18 protein-coding genes are annotated in these 17,206 nt (G+C 37.5%); 12 read left to right on the top strand and 6 right to left on the bottom strand.

Annotated features, from left to right (window positions below):
- Window positions 1-100: 100 nt before the first annotated feature.
- From ACZ1GR_RS06755 to gcvP, 3 genes are all read right to left on the bottom strand, one after another.
- Window positions 101-622 carry a methyltransferase gene (locus ACZ1GR_RS06755; RefSeq protein WP_472611403.1) on the bottom strand — a complete coding sequence of 174 codons (522 nt, stop codon included), beginning with the start codon at window positions 620-622 and terminating at the stop codon, window positions 101-103.
- Window positions 623-1,681, bottom strand: coding sequence for a 3-oxoacyl-ACP synthase III family protein (locus ACZ1GR_RS06750; RefSeq protein WP_472611402.1), 1,059 nt, complete (start codon window positions 1,679-1,681; stop codon window positions 623-625).
- 187 nt (window positions 1,682-1,868) lie between these two features.
- On the bottom strand, window positions 1,869-4,718 hold the full coding sequence (gene gcvP, locus ACZ1GR_RS06745) for an aminomethyl-transferring glycine dehydrogenase (RefSeq protein WP_472611801.1): 2,850 nt from the start codon (window positions 4,716-4,718) through the stop codon (window positions 1,869-1,871).
- Between the two features lie 125 nt (window positions 4,719-4,843).
- Between gcvP and ACZ1GR_RS06740 the strand changes: the two genes are divergently transcribed.
- The 12 genes from ACZ1GR_RS06740 to ACZ1GR_RS06685 all read left to right on the top strand — a co-directional run bounded on the left by ACZ1GR_RS06740 (window position 4,844) and on the right by ACZ1GR_RS06685 (window position 14,054).
- The gene (locus ACZ1GR_RS06740; protein ID WP_472611401.1) at window positions 4,844-5,668 is read left to right on the top strand and encodes a UbiA prenyltransferase family protein; all 825 of its coding nucleotides are present in this window, start codon (window positions 4,844-4,846) and stop codon (window positions 5,666-5,668) included.
- A gap of 295 nt (window positions 5,669-5,963) precedes the next feature.
- Window positions 5,964-6,173: a hypothetical protein gene (locus ACZ1GR_RS06735; RefSeq protein WP_472611400.1), complete on the top strand. Its 210-nt coding sequence runs from the start codon at window positions 5,964-5,966 to the stop codon at window positions 6,171-6,173.
- Window positions 6,174-6,175: 2 nt separating this feature from the next.
- Window positions 6,176-6,952 carry a hypothetical protein gene (locus tag ACZ1GR_RS06730; RefSeq protein ID WP_472611399.1) on the top strand — a complete coding sequence of 259 codons (777 nt, stop codon included), beginning with the start codon at window positions 6,176-6,178 and terminating at the stop codon, window positions 6,950-6,952.
- 9 nt (window positions 6,953-6,961) lie between these two features.
- Window positions 6,962-7,528 carry a DUF6620 family protein gene (locus ACZ1GR_RS06725; protein ID WP_472611398.1) on the top strand — a complete coding sequence of 189 codons (567 nt, stop codon included), beginning with the start codon at window positions 6,962-6,964 and terminating at the stop codon, window positions 7,526-7,528.
- Window positions 7,529-7,561: 33 nt separating this feature from the next.
- Window positions 7,562-8,545: an SPFH domain-containing protein gene (locus ACZ1GR_RS06720; RefSeq protein ID WP_472611397.1), complete on the top strand. Its 984-nt coding sequence runs from the start codon at window positions 7,562-7,564 to the stop codon at window positions 8,543-8,545.
- Window positions 8,546-8,549: 4 nt separating this feature from the next.
- Window positions 8,550-9,179, top strand: a complete 630-nt coding sequence (locus ACZ1GR_RS06715) for a hypothetical protein (RefSeq protein WP_472611396.1) — start codon at window positions 8,550-8,552, stop codon at window positions 9,177-9,179.
- Window positions 9,180-9,608, top strand: a complete 429-nt coding sequence (locus tag ACZ1GR_RS06710; RefSeq protein WP_472611395.1) for a hypothetical protein — start codon at window positions 9,180-9,182, stop codon at window positions 9,606-9,608.
- 39 nt (window positions 9,609-9,647) lie between these two features.
- Window positions 9,648-10,523, top strand: a complete 876-nt coding sequence (locus ACZ1GR_RS06705; protein WP_472611394.1) for a hypothetical protein — start codon at window positions 9,648-9,650, stop codon at window positions 10,521-10,523.
- Between the two features lie 9 nt (window positions 10,524-10,532).
- The gene (locus tag ACZ1GR_RS06700) at window positions 10,533-10,934 is read left to right on the top strand and encodes a hypothetical protein (RefSeq protein ID WP_472611393.1); all 402 of its coding nucleotides are present in this window, start codon (window positions 10,533-10,535) and stop codon (window positions 10,932-10,934) included.
- Window positions 10,935-10,936: 2 nt separating this feature from the next.
- The gene (locus ACZ1GR_RS06695; protein WP_472611392.1) at window positions 10,937-11,446 is read left to right on the top strand and encodes a hypothetical protein; all 510 of its coding nucleotides are present in this window, start codon (window positions 10,937-10,939) and stop codon (window positions 11,444-11,446) included.
- 101 nt (window positions 11,447-11,547) lie between these two features.
- A complete protein-coding gene (locus ACZ1GR_RS06690) occupies window positions 11,548-12,975 on the top strand; it encodes an ankyrin repeat domain-containing protein (RefSeq protein WP_472611391.1) in 1,428 nt (475 codons plus the stop codon).
- Between the two features lie 41 nt (window positions 12,976-13,016).
- Complete coding sequence (locus tag ACZ1GR_RS06685) at window positions 13,017-14,054, top strand: hypothetical protein (protein ID WP_472611390.1); 1,038 nt, start codon at window positions 13,017-13,019, stop codon at window positions 14,052-14,054.
- 150 nt (window positions 14,055-14,204) lie between these two features.
- Here the strand turns inward: ACZ1GR_RS06685 and ACZ1GR_RS06680 are convergent, their stop codons facing one another.
- From ACZ1GR_RS06680 to ACZ1GR_RS06670, 3 genes are all read right to left on the bottom strand, one after another.
- Window positions 14,205-14,435 (bottom strand): hypothetical protein, encoded by a 231-nt coding sequence (locus ACZ1GR_RS06680; protein WP_377768589.1) that lies wholly within the window; start codon window positions 14,433-14,435, stop codon window positions 14,205-14,207.
- Window positions 14,436-14,438: 3 nt separating this feature from the next.
- Window positions 14,439-14,996, bottom strand: coding sequence for a sigma-70 family RNA polymerase sigma factor (locus ACZ1GR_RS06675; protein ID WP_377768588.1), 558 nt, complete (start codon window positions 14,994-14,996; stop codon window positions 14,439-14,441).
- A gap of 119 nt (window positions 14,997-15,115) precedes the next feature.
- Window positions 15,116-17,176, bottom strand: coding sequence for a M3 family metallopeptidase (locus ACZ1GR_RS06670; protein WP_472611389.1), 2,061 nt, complete (start codon window positions 17,174-17,176; stop codon window positions 15,116-15,118).
- Between the last annotated feature and the right edge of the window lie 30 nt (window positions 17,177-17,206).

Raw genomic sequence — 17,206 nt, 5'->3', positions numbered from 1 at the left:
AAATCTCAAAAAACACTTGAGTCATTTCGAACAAACGTGAGAAATCTAAACCTATTCACGTAGATTTCTCAATCGTTTTACTCATTTCGAAATGACTAGTTTAGCTTCTTTCTGCATAAACCATATAGTACCTGTTTGTGAAGTACCTCAAAATAGGACGAAACCCAATTTTTTTAGTTGGATTGGTCCACTTTACAGAATCTATAATTTTCCACCCCGCCTTTTCTAGCAACCAATCGAATTGCCAATCTTCAAACTCGTGGTAATGTCGGTCCCATGGGTCGGTCTTGCTTCTATATGCAGATGAAAACCATAATCGCATAGGTATGCTTACAACTATCTTGTCCGCTTTAATTTCTCTAAGCACATTAAAGGGGGCAACGAGATGTTCGAAGATTTCAAAAGCGGTGACCACTTTTGCATTTGAATTTCTTACTTCATCAAAACTAAGGTCTAGATCTTCACCTTGGGTATTTTCTACTTGAAAACCTTCCTTTTTCATAATCTCTGAAAACGGATTTTCAACACCCAAATCTAAGATAGACTCATCTGTGCTTACGTGTTTTTTTAAGAAATCTAGTGTAATTCTGTATCGCTTATGCGGGTATTTTCCTTCGTACATTTAATATCTGTAAACAATGGCATTGATATTCATACCAGCGCCAACACTTGCAAATATAACAACATCTCCTTTCTCTACTCCATGATTTTCTACTTTACCTTTACGAATTCTATCGAACAAAATAGGTACGGTAGCGACAGAATTATTACCCATTTCTTGAATGATCATCGGCATCACTTCTGTGGGTGTTTCTTTACCATATAAGCGGTAAAACCTTTTTATTATGGCCTGATCCATTTTTTCATTGGCCTGGTGAATAAATATCTTTTTCACTTCATCGATACTTAGGCCACTCTTGTTCAAACAGTCGGCCATTGCTTGAGGTACGTGTGTGCAAGCAAATTCATATATTTTTCTACCATCCATTTTTATATACCGGGTATCTTCACAACCCTCTTGATCATACGTGCGGTCAAAATAAAGATAGTAGGCTTCACCGTTTGCGTGGGTCTGCGATGCATGGGTTAAAATTTCTCCTGAGCTGCTATCACCTTCTAAAATACAGGCGCCGGCGCCATCGGAGTATATCATACTGTCCCTGTCATGTGGGTCTATTACCCGAGATAGAGTTTCACCACCAATGACCAAACATTTTTTTGCCATGCCACTTCTTATAAAGGCTTTTGCCTGTATGACGCCTTCAATCCAACCAGGGCAACCAAAAAGCATGTCATAGGCAACGCAGGAGGTGTTTTTAATCTTTAATAAGTGTTTTACACGAGTGGCCAAAGAAGGTAGGGTGTCACCTTGTATTTTGCCATGGGTAACATCGCCAAAGTTATGGGCGAAAATAATATAATCAAGTTCTTCTTTATCGATTCCGGCATCTTCAATTGCCTTTTCAGCGGCAAGAAAACCGAGGTCTGAGGTCTTTAATTCCGGTTTGGCATAACGCCTTTCTGCAATACCGGTTATCGCTTGAAATTTTTCTATAATGGTAGCATTTGGATGTTCAAACTCACTACCATCCCGACCTAAAAACCGATGGTTTAAAAAATCATCGTTTTTAGTGACAATTTCCGGTAGATAACTACCAGTGCCCGTTATTCCTATTTTCATATATGGTTAGTATAAGCGTATGCTAATATTAGTGTACTGCACAAGGTAGTTAAAAAGAAACAGGAGTTGTTATGCATGCATAATATTTCATACGATACTCAACAAAAGTTTTGGTAAAAAGTGATAAGAAAAAAGCCCGTTCTTTTTTTAATAGAACGGGCTAAAATACTTTAAAACCGCACTTTGACTAGACTTCTGCGTATGCTTCTATTGGGGTGCAAGTACAAATCAAATTACGATCCCCAAAAGCTTCATCTGTACGTCTAACAGTTGGCCAAAACTTATTTTCACTAACAAAATCTAACGGATATGCCGCTTTTTGACGACTATATGGAAAATCCCAATTATCTGAAGTTACCATTTCTAAGGTATGTGGCGCATTTTTTAAAACATTATTCGGATTTTCTAGTATTGCCTCATCAATTTCTTGTCGAATAGATAGCATTGCTTCGCAAAAACGATTTAATTCTGCCAAACCTTCACTTTCGGTGGGTTCTATCATAATTGTACCTGCAACCGGGAAGGAAACCGTTGGTGCATGAAAGCCATAATCCATTAAACGTTTGGCAATATCGGTAACCTCGATACCATTTTCTTTAAAAGGTCTGCAGTCGATAATCATCTCGTGTGCAGCGCGTCCTTTTTCGCCCGTGTAGAGCACCTCAAACTTGCCGTTTAAGCGTTCTTTGATGTAATTGGCATTGAGAATGGCAATTTTCGTAGCGTCGGTAACTCCTGCGGCACCAAGCATCTTAATGTAGCCATATGAAATGAGACAGGCAAGTGCACTACCCCAAGGAGCTCCTGATATGGCGGTAATCGCTTTATCTCCGCCAGTTGTTACTAAAGGATTTGAAGGCAAAAATGGTTTTAATTGCTCGGCAACGCAAATAGGACCGACCCCTGGACCACCTCCTCCATGAGGGATAGCAAAGGTTTTGTGTAGGTTCAAATGACAAACGTCTGCTCCGATCATTCCTGGATTAGTCAAACCAACTTGTGCGTTCATATTCGCGCCATCCATGTAAACCTGACCGCCATGGTCATGTATCAATTGGGTAATGTATTTGATAGAAGATTCAAAAACACCATGGGTAGAGGGGTATGTAACCATTAATGCCGCTAGGTTTTTGGAGTGCTCGATTACCTTTTCTTCTAAATCTATCACATCTATATTACCTCTTTCATCTGTTTTCGTAACGACTACCTGCATACCTGCCATTACAGCCGACGCTGGATTTGTACCATGCGCCGAAGCAGGAATAATACAAATATTACGATGTGCCTCATCTCGCGACTCATGATAAGCGCGAATGGTCATTAACCCTGCATATTCTCCTTGTGCACCAGAATTCGGCTGTAATGAAGTGGCTGCGAAACCCGTAATTACATTAAGCTGCTCTTCAAGTTCCTTTAGCACCAATTGATAACCCTCAGCTTGGTTTAATGGTACAAACGGATGAATATTTCCCCAATTTGCCCAGCTTAGCGGTAACATTTCAGAAGCTGCATTCAATTTCATTGTACAGCTGCCCAATGAAATCATGGAATGGTTCAACGCTAAATCTTTGCGTTCTAGTTTTTTGATATAGCGCATCAGCTCGGTTTCAGAGTGATAGGCATTAAAGACAGGTTGTTGTAGAAAAGACGAGGTACGTTTTAAACCTTCGGGAATAACATTTTTATAGGTTTCGTTGTCATTATCTTCATCTAGGCGTTGTGAATCACTAAAACATGAAATTAATGGCTTGATGTCCTTGTCGGAAAACGCTTCGTTCAATGAGATAGAAATTGTCTCATCATCGATATAGTTAAAGTTTATTCCCTTTGATTCTGAGATAGTACGAAGTGAATGAACTGTACCTACTTTAACTTCTAAAGTATCAAAATAGTTAGAATTCAATTGCTCAAAACCTAAATCAACAAGTTTTTGAGCTACTTTTTTGGTGTTTGTATGTACCTTATTTGCGATATATTTTAATCCTTCTGGGCCATGATAGACAGCGTACATTCCTGCCATTACCGCAAGAAGAACCTGAGCGGTACAAATATTTGAAGTTGCTTTATCTCTTTTAATATGCTGTTCACGGGTTTGTAGTGCCATTCTTAGGGCAGGGTTGCCGTCTGTATCTTTGGTCATTCCAATAATACGTCCTGGTATATTACGTTTATAGGCCTCTTTCGTGGCAAAAAATGCAGCATGTGGGCCACCGTAGCCTAATGGAATACCAAAACGCTGTGTAGTACCTACTACCACATCAACACCCCATTCTCCCGGTGGTGTCAACAATACCAAACTCAAGATATCCGCTGCTACGGCAACTTTAATTTCATTTTCTTGTGCTTTTTTTACAAAGTCACTGTAATCATGGACTTGGCCGTGTTTGCCAGGATATTGTAAAATAGCTCCATAAAAATCTTTTTCAAATTTAAAATTCTCATGATTTCCGATAACGAGCTGAATTCCCAGCGGAGTAGAACGGGTTTCCAAAAGACTGAGCGTTTGTGGCAATATTTCCTCTGAAACAAAGAACTTCAAAACACCTTCTTTTTTCTGTTGTCTTGTGCGAACATCAAAAAGCATGGTCATTGCTTCAGCAGCTGCCGTACTTTCGTCCAATAAAGATGCATTGGCCAGTTCCATGCCTGTAAGATCGCATACCATTGTTTGGTAGTTGAGTAAAGCTTCCAGTCTTCCTTGTGCAATTTCAGCTTGGTATGGTGTGTAAGCTGTATACCATCCCGGGTTTTCAAGAATGTTTCTTTTAATCACCGAAGGGGTCAGACTTTCATGGTAACCTAAACCGATGTATGATTTAAATACCTTGTTCTTATTTGATAAATTTTGAAGCAGCGTCAAAAACTCATGCTCACTTACCGCCTCAGGAAGATTTAGTTGTTCTTTGAGTCTAATATCCTCAGGAATGGTGTCATTTATGAGTTCGTCTAGATCATTGACTCCAACGATTTCGAACATTTTTTTTAAATCTTTCTCTTGAACACCAATGTGGCGTAAAGCAAATGCGTCTGTATTCATCATTTATCAAATAAAGTCCACAAAATTAGGTATTAATTCTATCAAAATAGCTATTTACATTCTTCAAGAAAGCAAAGTTTTTAACTAGAAATGAACCTTAATGTTAGTTTGTCTAATTTTGTTTAATGCGCTTTTTAAGACAAGCTTTCGACTTTTATTTAGATGCTAGTATCCATGTGGCTTTGGCTGTTGTTACTTTATATTTTTCTACCCTGCAAATCATTGAAACTTCAACAAATTGGCAGCTTGCAAGTTTTCTGTTTTTTGGTACTATTGTGTGCTACAACTTTATAAAGTATGGGGTAGAGGCCGAAAAGTATCTGATTGTTTCAAATCCATACCATAAACTAATTCAAGGATTTAGCTTTCTTGCTTTTGCTTTTTCGGCATATTTTTTTCTACAATTGGGTAATAACCTTTGGTTTGCTATAATGACGCTACTAGGGGTTTCGGTTCTTTATGCCATTCCCTTATTGCCTAAAGCAAAAAACTTAAGAAGTTTCGCTGGTCTTAAGACTTTTTTGGTCGCTTTGGTCTGGATGGGCTGTACCGTAGTACTTCCCTTGGTCGATAATGATATAAAAGTTACTTGGGATATAGGCATTTTAGTGCTGCAGCGTTTTCTTTTAGTCTTGATTTTGCTCTTACCTTTTGAGATAAGGGATTTAAAATTTGACAAGGCGGAATTAAAAACCATGCCGCAACGAATAGGCGTAGAAAAAACGAAAACTGTAGGATACGTACTAACCGTATTCTATGCCGTTCTACTGTTTTTTAAGGACAGTATCAGTATTAAAATTATAGTTATCGACTTGTTACTTTCACTAGTACTCTTGGTCATACTAAAAAAAACAACAAAAGAACAAACCAACTACTTTTCTTCTTTTTGGGTAGAAGGGATTCCTTTGCTTTATTTAGGGATATTAGTTTTTACAGAAAAACTATTCTGATTTTTAGTTAGGACTTGCTCAAACACAAAACGATTTCATTAAGTGTTTTTCACTCTTCATCAAAAAATGTCTCTTTAAGTATTTTGATTTGAACAAATACTTGTATTAAATTCTTCGATAAGGTTTGTTAATGAAGTACCACTTGGTGGAGTGTTACCTCTTTTTTTGATTTTACTACAGCATTAAAACACAAGTTTGATAATTTGCCCGTTAGTATATTTTGTATAAACCCCGAATACAGGGATGTGTAAAGTTTTCACGCAATGTAATTTGCATTTCAATTAGAACCGTATAAATGTCCAACCCGTTTAAAAAAATCACTAAGAACGCAGAAGAATCTAAAAGTAAGATGCACAGCCAAGGGCAGCGCACTGAAACAGGTGCTGCCTCAAAAAGCTGTTCCACTTGTGGGGCTCCAAGACCGAAAAATACAAACTTGGTTCGATGCGATTATTGTAAAACCAGCTTTATGGAAAATGTAAGCAGTTTTAAAGCAGATTCTTAATTATGGCAACACAAGAAGAACTCGTAAAAAGGTGGGATGGATTCTTATTTAAAATAGAGGAACGTTTTAACGATTCGCTGAAATATGCCGAAGAAGCCTGTAAAGAGCAATTGGTAGAAACCGATTATGAATATCAAACGGTAATGCGTTCATGGGGTGGTATGAAAGCCCAAATGTATAGTCTCATTGAAAAGATAGATGAAACCTGGGATGCCAAAGTCGGTCCCGCAATGGAGGCTGTTGGAGATTTTGCGAGCGATGAAAGTGATAAAGCTTATGATCTTAGGCATAAACTTATTGACGCGTTAGAAAAGTTTCAAAGAAAATTGGAAGGTGAATTATCGCAATTATTTTATGATCACGCAATTCAGATAGCCGACAAGAAGGCGCAATGCGCTCAATGTGATGCAGATATGGAAATTCAGAAGAATATTTTTAGGGCGCAATACATTACGTGTACCTACTGCAATGCCGTGAACACAATTGAACCCGAAACTAAATTCGTTAAGATAGGGTGGGGTATCGTAGACAATATTGCAGCTATGAGAATGAATGAAGGCTTTGAAAAAATGCAAAAAGAAGTGAATGCGATTCAAGAGTATAGAGGAAAAGCACCGGAGGCCTATTGGTCAACTTATGAAGACGCCTATTTTGCCTATTGGGACAGTTCCTTTAAAGAGCGGATAAAGCTTAATGCCGATGCAGCTGATAGACTTGAGCAAGATATGGGGAGAAAACGAAAAGAATTTGAAAATTATAAAGATATACAAACAAAATAGATTTAAAATATGGAAGCAATTAATGGAGTAACTTTTGAAGATTGGGGAGCTGCCTGTGGTAATATAGCACAAGGCATGAGTGCAGAAGAAGTCTGCGAAATTTTAGGGTTAGAGTTACCGGTATGGCAAAAGACCAATGACGAATGGGCCGGCAAATTGGGGGATATTATGGCTCAAGATATGAATATGGCGACGGTCTATAGTGGATTTTTTACCAATCCTAAAGTTGGAAAGTTTGCAGGTGTGTCACAAGATGCGGGCTCATCAATAGATAGTCTTCTACAAAAGGCACCGGATTTTGATACCTACCAAAAGATTTTTAGTCACCAGTCCGTTGCCTCTGAACATGGTATTGATGCGGTTACGGTATTAGAAGAGTATGGTTTAAACCTTCATGATTGGAGCCAGTTGAGTATGCATTATAGTAGCTACGCTAATTCTGATTTTCATCATACCAGCCCTGAATATATGGAACGTTATAAAGAAGTTTCTGGAGCAATCGATAAATGGGATAAACACTGGAAAGAACATTATAAAAATGATGTCGTGGACCTAGCGGACGATATCGATTTTTAAGAAAAAGAAATCCATCCTTCTAAATTAACAAGTATGAATTTAAAAAATCAAATGCGTTCGGTAATCCAATGGGAGAACCCAAGGGATTTTCAGCTTTTCTACAAATTTACAGATAGAGGAGACGAGTTGAAGAATGCGTCAAAACTAATTTTACAACCGGGCCAAGGCTGTATTTTTACTTACGAAGGTAAGGTCGAAGGTGTGTTTGAAGAAGAAGGCATACATGATTTAAAAACGAGCAACAAACCTTTTTGGACAACCATTAAAAAGTTTATGAACGCTTTCGAAAGCGAGCATAAGACCGGAATTTGGTTTTACCGTAGGTCCGACATGTTGAATATTCGTTGGGGCACGCGCATACCGATAACCTATAATGATCCGGTTTATGGCTTTCCAGTAAATTTAAGGGGTTTTGGTAATTATTCTATTAGAATTACGGAGCCTAAAAACTTCTTCTTAAATATTCTGGCCGGTAAATTAGATTATTTTGTTGATGAGCTGCAAGAGGTTTTTCTTTCCAGAATAACCCAACCGATATCGAACTACTTGGCAACGGCAAAATTCTCATATGCAGAAATAGATTCTAATATTGAGTTGATTGCAAAAGAAGCGCAATCAACATCGGTTCAAATTTTTGAAGACCTAGGATTTAAATTATTGGACTTTAGAATAGAGGGAACTTCTTTTGATCAAGAAACCAACCAAAGAATTGGCGAAATAAGCAATGTGCAAGCAGATGTTAAAGCGGCTAACATTGCTGGGGTAGATTTTGCAGAACTTCAGAAACTAAAGGCGATGCGAGATGCAGCTAAAAATGAAGGAGTAGCTGGCGCTACTATGGGCATGTTCGCAGGAATGAATATGGGCAACACAATGGGGCAACAGCAAGAGCAAAAACAACCTGAAAAAATAGATGTTCGTTCAAAATTAAAAGAATTGAAAGAGCTTTTTGAGGATGACTTGATTTCGGAAGAAGAATTTCAAGCCAAAAAACAGCAGCTTTTAGATCAAATGTAATACTATGAAGAAATTAAGCATAATATTTATACTAGTTGTCAAAGTTATGCTGGGTCAAACCGATTTTAAACCCGTTGAACTAAAGCAATTGGATGACTGGTTGGCCATTGCCAAGGCAAAATCTGAAATAAATATAAATGCAGTGCCAAATCTTCATGAAAACCATGATTTGGCCCTCAAGCATTTAGATGACTCGAATTCGCTTTTTAATTATGGCCTAAGCCTTACCACCACTTTACAGCCGGGGCTATCAACTGCAACTGAGAATCCGTTATCAAAAGGTGCTTATAAAATTTCTGAAGAAGCGGAAAGGGCTTACAAAGGGGCTATTGATTTGTTCGCGAAACATGGCAGAGCCAATATTATGTTGGGGTTGTTGTATAACCAGCTTGGTAAGTATATGTACTCAGAACCTTATTTAGAAGTCGGTCTGCAGTTAGAGGAAGGCGGTGAAGATTGGATGGTTGCTGCCAACCAATACCTGTTGGCGGGCGCTTATACGTATAATACGGAAGAAGAAAAATATCAGGAAGTTTACAATAAGTTCAAAACCTATGCTCATCAAGATGGTATAAAAGACGGTTCGTATTATTTAAAAATGGCGGTTTTATACGTCTCTTATTACGAAAGATAAATGAGCAAAAACCTTCTTTTTACACTATTGGTATTGGTTTCTATTGGCATGAACGCTCAAAAATTCAACGAATCCAGCTTGTTGGGAAGCTGGAGATTAGATTGGGTGCAAGGAGGCTTTTTTCCTAATGAGGATTTGCTGTTTGAAAAAGCTGATGGGCTGGAAGGACAGTATGTTTTTAGGTTTGAGAAGGAAGGAAACCTGAAACAGTTACTCACGGAAGCTGAATTGGATGACTGCCCTGTAGGTGCTTTTGTTTTAGAAAAGGGCTCATGGAGTTTTAGCGAAGGATATCTCACTTTAGCGTTAAAGGGTACTAAAATAGCAGATTATGATTTCGACTACGAAATCGTATACAGCCCTAAGATGGAATCAAATACTTTAAAATTATTGCTGGTTGAGGTTTCTAGGGATGTAAAAACAAAATAAAAAGTACCATAAGGCTACTTTTTGGAATAAATTCATAGCATGAAGAAGAATTTTTTTAAAATACTAATTTTCGCATTAAGTGTGTTTTTGGCAGGTTGCAAATTAGATAAGTCTAAAACACAGAACTTTAATAATTACATTACTTCATCAGGAGAAGTGTTGTCGGCTGATGAGGTTTATGTAACCACTGACGGTGAGCAATTGAAGGACAATACATTTGTTTATGGTCAAAAAATCTTCACCAACTTTGAAAATATGGATGGTTTTACCATTGAAGATGATAGGTTTTATCCTCAAATGGATGTAATCGTTACGTCGGAAGTTGGTGATACAGTTTTAAACGTTAATGACCTCTATGATGCGAAAAAAGGACTCAGTGCAAAACTAAAGACTTTGTATGGTGAATTAATACTTGCCAGACCAATTCATTCCGGAAAAAGTTATACTGCTAAATATAATATAAGAGATAGTAAAGGTGAAGGGTCGTTAAGTTCTGAAATGGATTTTTCGGTTGAACCTAACCCAGGTATAACAGTCGAAGAATCTGGTTTAACGGCGCAAGAAATCTATTTGTTCAATACGGACAGTAGAACCGTAATCACCACAGGTAATGTTCTTTTTAATGATAAGCTACAATTTCAGTTTGAGGGTCTAAAAGGCTATCAACAAAAAGATGGTTTTGTGGCACTTGGTCTATCCATAAAAGTGGTTGATGCCAAAGGCGTGCAAATAGTATATAATACAGATGCTTTTGAAAATACCCAACTCACAAAAGCTCAAATTGATGAAGGTGTTGGTGGTACATTGATTATGACCAAAGGAAGATTGAACAATCCGGTAACTTGGGATGTGGAAATTTGGGATAAAAACAGTGATGCTCGCATAAAAGGAACTACGCAGTTACAAGTGAACTAAACATAAATTATGGAAAAATCAAAAGATGCAAATTTAGAGTTGCTTAGTCAAGTGCCTGAGAACGAAATGAAACCGTTGATTGAAGGATATCTTGCCTATGTAGGGAAATATAAATATTTGCGATACATAATGTTGGGTATGGGTGCCGTAATAATAGGCTATAACGTATTTGTTGCAGGTAAAACATTTCCGATAGGCCAACTTAATACCATAAAAGAGGTCATGGCCGGTATAATGTGTCTATTCGTAATTGGTCTTTTGGTTTTGGCCGTAGTACTGTTTCGAAGAGTCAAATCGCTCAAGAGAGACCTGAATTCTAGTGCAAACAAGAACCACATTGATGAAAAGCGCTTTAGAAAAGAGTTTGACAAGTTTGTTAAATCCACTATTGGTGGGCCTGGCTTAAGATAGAAATGAAGAAAATTGTAGTTGGTTGTAGTATTGCCTTTGTTCTGATAGTTGGCATTGTGATTACGTCATTTTATTTGGTTTTTAGGACCAAAAAGAGAGATGTCTCCAATGAAGCCCCTTTTGAGGAAATTACTAGACAAAAAATCACGACCAAGGTAAAAACACAGATTCTCAAATACCCAACTCCTACGGTTTATGAAGACTACAATTATCATCTCGAAGACGGCACGGGTTTCGGAATGACTTCCGGATTGGAGATTATAGCAGAAATCCCTGTGGGTACTTCAATTACAATTGATAAGGTAGAATTGCATACTGGTCGAGTTAGTGGAACTACCTCTGCCTATCTTTTCGGGCGTGTTTTTATAGTAGAAAAACAAGAAGAGTACTTCTTTCAATATTCTTGGGGAGATTATCGTTCACTATACCAAGACCGCCCATACTGGGTTTTTGAAAAAGGTTTTTGGCAAGAAGAGGCTTTAGAAGAAAAATATTTTATTGAGCTGCCTTAAAAAGGGAGTAAACTAATAGATTTTTGAATTCAGAAGGGTCGAAAGGTATTAAAGGATTTAAAAAGTAGTAGGGCAAATATCGTTTTTAAAATTACCACTTCATGTTTTGGAAAAGAAAACCAAAATTACCGATTACTCTTGAAGACCAGCTTTGGGTAGAAGAATCCCTTACTTTTTTAAAAGAAAGTCTTGGGGAAGCCTTTTTGCTTAATATTTCTACGGTAACTCCAACCAGAGACTTTTTTGATTGTGATTTTGATGGTACTGAAGCGGACGCCCTATTTGTTTTTGAGCGTTGCCTAGATGTAATGAATATTTCTAACGAAAAAGTTTTACTTGAGTTTTATTCGGAAGAAAATCGTTATTTGGATGATGGCACCCTGTTAAGCACTTCGGCCGATATTTTGGGAAGGTCTTCCGGTGCTGCAGGTACCTTTCAAAAAAAAGGAGGGAAGGCTATTATTAGAATTGAAAAAGGACAATTGAAACATCCTGAAAGTCTAATTGGGACCATCAGTCATGAATTGGCACATGAAAAATTATTGGGGGAGCATCGTATACTTGAAAATGACGAATACCTTACAGATCTTACTGCAATCGCTTTCGGATTCGGAATCTTCATTGCTAATGCCAAGTTTCAATTTCAATCGGGGCAAGGTGATGGTTTTGGTTGGCAAATGCAAAGTCAAGGCTATCTACCTGAGCAGATAAGTGCTTACGCTATGGCCTCGTTATCGCTTAAAAAAAAGGAAGCTGTACAAGATTATAAAGATTATCTAGATAAATCGGTACAAAAGTATTTTGAGAGAAGTTTGGCCTATCTAAAATCTAATCAACATGATAAGGATGTTTCTGTTTTTTGGCCTGTCACCAAAAAGGAAGAAGCTAAAAAATCAATTCAACCGGTAGCGATAACTCAAGAAAAGACTAATTACTCCCAGAAAGAGCTAAAAGATATAAATCGTGAAATATGGCAAGCCTCCTATGCAGGCAATATAGATACTATTGAAGACTATTTGCGAAAAGGGGTGTCTCCTAATTTTGTAACCATTGGTGGTTCTCCTTTGGCCATTGCAGTTGCAAAAGAAAACAAAGAGCTGATTGATTGTCTTTTGCGCTATGGAGCCGACATCAATTTTGTTGAGTCAGATAATGCTATGAGCTTAGTACCGCTAATGGCGGCCTGTGAGAATGAAAATATAGCTATGATGAAATATCTAATTGGTCTCGGGGCTCAAGTTGACCGCATTAGCGGCAATAGAAAAAGTATTCTTCAAGTCGCAGTGGAAACAGGAAGTAAAGAATTGACACAATTTCTTTTAGATGAAGGGGCGAATATTGAAATTAAGTCAGGTTCCATCATGAACTTTAAAAGAACCCCAATTTGTGCGGCAGTGATGCAAAATAATGTCGAAATGGTCTCCTTTTTAGCTAAAAATGGAGCAAAAACAAAGCCCATCCGTAAATTACCAAGACATGAAATCCATCCTAAAATGGTCAAGTTTTTAAAAGTAAGAAAGTACTTGTAAAATGGATTACATTAAAATTTGCTATCGCAATAAATAAAATAATGAAACTAAAAACCGTACTGATAATTCTTAGTGTACTCGTAATCATTTTTTTGTTGGTTAAGGGTTGCACCTCATTATTAAAGAAAGAAATTAATGATTCTGTCGAAAAATTAAAGTCTGGTAGAAAGACAGCTTTTTTAAAAGATGTTGACCTTTCTGAAGAAGGCTACGCCCTTATTCTAGATGATAAAAAACCCTATGTTTTGATTGATGATGGTGAGGTTTTAAAAACAAATCAAGATAAAATTAAATTAAAAATAAGTTGGATGAACTATCTCCCTGGCGAGGGTGGTGGTTATCATGGGCTGCGCGTCTACAGGTTTAATAAGTTGATTGATGCAAAATTGGCCAGAAGTTTTAAAACTTTTGAAATCGGAGATCTTCGTAAGCATGGCAGACCGGTAGAATTAAAATCGATATATGAGACAAGAGCGGTTTATGATCGTATGAGAGATTCTTTAAATGATAAGTCAGATATTTTTATTGCAAGAACTACGGAAACGAACGGCGACGGCTATGAATATCGCTTTACGCTAAACTGCCCTTCAATACTTGTGGCCCAAAACGATTCCACCTTTAACAAAATAGATTTTGGCTACGACTTTGCAAAGCGTATTGTGGAAAGCCTTTCTTCTTATACTGGTTTTAGCGCAGAAAATAACGCTTCTAGTAGCACTGAAATTCCACCTTTATTGGCGCTGAAAAAAAATGGAGCTACCTATTATCTTAGAAACGATGAAACAAACAATACGCTTCCTTTAGAGGGCTATGAATTACATGGAAATCAACTTCTCTTTAGATGTACGAAGGCATTCTACGAACAAGTAAAAACCCATGACTTTAGCAATAGCTTCATTAGAAAAGGGCTTGCTGAAGATGAAATTAAAATGCTGATTCAAGGCAAAATTGGGCCAGATAATGGTGAAATCACAAAAGATGCCGTTTACGAATCTATGTTTAGTTCAGATTTTAAGGTAGGTAAGCTATACGAGCAGAAATATGAACTCCGTTATTTTGAATTAGTGGACCCTAACTGAAGTCTAAATACTATTTCTTCGCTGATCGATTTATGAGATAATTATATGCTGAATGGGTATTTCCTTCTTAAAACTCAAGCAATTCTAAATTTAAAAATAGAAGCCTTTAGAATCGATTGCTCAAAAAACGGAAATGGATTGATAACTATGCTATAACTGTTTTTTAAGCGCCTCTTTCATCGACTCTTTATCCTTTTCTTTTAAAGCCTCTAATTTTGCGGACTCACATAACGAGGTGAACTTCGCGTTCTTAGCAGAGAACTTTGCACAGCTTTTGCAGTATGATATGTGAAGTTTAAGCTTTAAAACTTGCCACCAAGAAGCTTCCTCATACTGACTTTTGGTGCAAATTTCCGCCGCTTTATCGCAAGATATTTTCATATTTTAAAACCAATTTTGATTCATACATCCCATAAGGGCGGTTCGGGCCCTATGGATCATTACCCAAAGGTTTGACGGATTTATTCCCAACTCATTACAAATATCTTCCGTGCTTATACCTTGAATCGTTTTCATGGTGAATACCAAAGACTGTTTTTTGGGTAATTTTGAAAGGCAATCTTGTATGGCCAGACCCAGTTCTTCATTTTCAATTGTATCATCTCCACCCTTACTAAAAGGATCCGCAACACGCTCCTCTAGCCAATCGCCCTCACTTTCTTCACTTGAGCTGTTATAGTTCATTCGCACTTCAGCCTTACCTTTTTTAGAATTGATTTTTCTATAATGATCGATTACTTTTCTTTTGAGAATGGCAATCAACCATGTGCGTTCCGCAGCATCGCCCTTATAATTTTTTGCAGATTTTAGCCCGGCAAAAAAGGTTTCTTGTACCAAGTCTTTGGCAATTTCGGAGTCGCTGACCCTAGATACGGCATAATTAAAAAGATAATCAGCGTATTGATCGACCCAAGTTTCCGGATGAAGTTCGTGTGCTGGCATATTTTTCATTGGAGATTCAAATGTAATTGATTAAACAATCATTTTAAAACAAATGACTCGTAAAGAAATCACAGAATGTTCACAGTCTTAAATTTTAGGTAAGTGTTAACAATACACTTTTAAGCACTTAATAGGCCGGCCCTTTCTAACAAAGCTTCAATCTTAGGTTCACAACCCCTGAAACGTTTGTATAGGGTCATCGGGTTTTCAGTGCCGCCTTTTGAGAGTACATGTTCTTTAAACTTTGTAGCGATCGCCTTATTAAAGATACCATGCTCTTTGAAGTAGGCGAAGGCATCGGCATCTAAAACTTCTGCCCATTTGTAACTATAATAGCCGGAGGAATATCCGCCTTGAAAAATATGTGCAAATGCCGTGCTCATACATGTTTCTGGTGTATCGGGGTATAACTGGGTTCCTTCAAAAGCTTTGTTCTCAAAGGCTTTTACATCCTTTATTTCAGAAGGATTTTTTGCATGCCACTCCATATCCAACTTTCCAAAACTGATTTGGCGCAGTGTGGCCATACCTTCTTGAAAAGTAGCAGATGCTTTTATTTTTTGAACCAATTCCATCGGTATTAACCCACCTGTTTCATAGTGGGTAGCAAAGAGTTCCAGTGCTTCTTTTTCATAGCACCAATTTTCCAACACCTGACTGGGGAGCTCAACAAAATCCCAATAAACCGATGTTCCCGAAAGACTTGGGTAAGTTGTATTTGCCAACATGCCATGCAACCCGTGGCCAAATTCATGAAAGAGTGTGGTAACTTCATTAAAGGTTAATAAAGATGGCTTTGTTGCTGTTGAGGGGGTGAAGTTGCAAACATTTGAAATATGGGGTCTGCTATCTTCTCCGTTTTTTCTAAACTGTGACTTAAAAGAAGTCATCCACGCGCCACCTCGTTTGCCCGGTCTTGGATGAAAATCTGCATAAAAAAGGGAGATAAAGTTGTTATTATTATCGTAAACCTCATAGGTCTTTACTTCTTCATGATACTTGTCTACACCAAAAACCTCTTTAAAAGTTAGTCCGAATAATTTTTCAGCCACTTTAAATACCCCGGCTATGACATTTTCAAGCTTAAAATAAGGTTTGAGCTTTTCATCATCAAGATTAAAGAGTTTTTGTTTGAGCTTTTCAGAATAATAAGCGCCATCCCATTTTTGTAAACGTTCAATTCCATCTAAATCTTTAGCGAATTGTTCGAGTTCGTAAAATTCGTTTTGGGCCGCTGGTTTTGCTTTAGTTAGCAATTCATTTAAAAAAGAAGTTACTTTTTCAGGAGTTTCTGCCATACGTTCTTCCAAAACAAAATGAGCGTGAGTTTTGTACCCTAACAGATTGGCGCGCTCATGCCTTAAATTGGCAATTTTCAGGACATTCTCTTGATTGTCAAGCGCATCATTTTTAAATGCCTTACTGCCAAAAGCCATAGAAAGCTCTTTTCGAAGCTCACGATTTTTAGCATATTTCATGAAGGGAATATAGCTTGGGTAATCTAAGGTGATTAGCCATCCATCTTTTTCTTTTGATTTGGCCAATTGCGTAGCGGCTTCTTTCGCACCTTCTGGCAGTCCGTCCAAATCTGACTCATTGGTGAGGTGCATTTGATATTTGTTGGTCTCCGCTAAAATGTTTTCACCAAATTTTAATTTGAGCTTGGCAAGTTTTGCATCGATTTCACGAAGACGCTTCTTTTTGTCTTCAGACAAGTTGGCTCCGTTGCGACTAAAACTTTTATAGCGCTTACTTAAAAGTGTGCTTTCTTCAACGGTTAAATTTAATTTTTCACGTTGATCATAAACTGTTTTCACACGTTTGAACAACTCTTCGTTTAGTGTAATATCATTACTGAATTCTGATAACAGGGGAGAAACTTCTTGCGCTATTTTTTGAATTTCTTCATTGGTTTCTGCAGAGTTTAAATTAAAAAACACACTTGACACCCTATCTAATTGATATCCCGAATAATCTAGTGCAGCAATTGTATTTTCAAAAGTTGGTGCATTTTTGTTCGTAATTATAGCATCTATTTCTTTACGAGCCTCTTCGATTACAGCTAGAAATGCAGGCTTAAAATGTTCATTTTTTATTTTTGAAAACGGTGCATGGTCGAAAGTTTGAAGTAGCGGATTTTTTTCGTTAGTTCGTTGTTGTTTGTTACTTGTTGAAGGCATGTTGAATTTCTAATTTTACTTACTACTTAC

The organism is Croceitalea sp. W27, from assembly GCF_055693185.1.
This window is presented reverse-complemented; position numbering and strand designations above follow the sequence as displayed.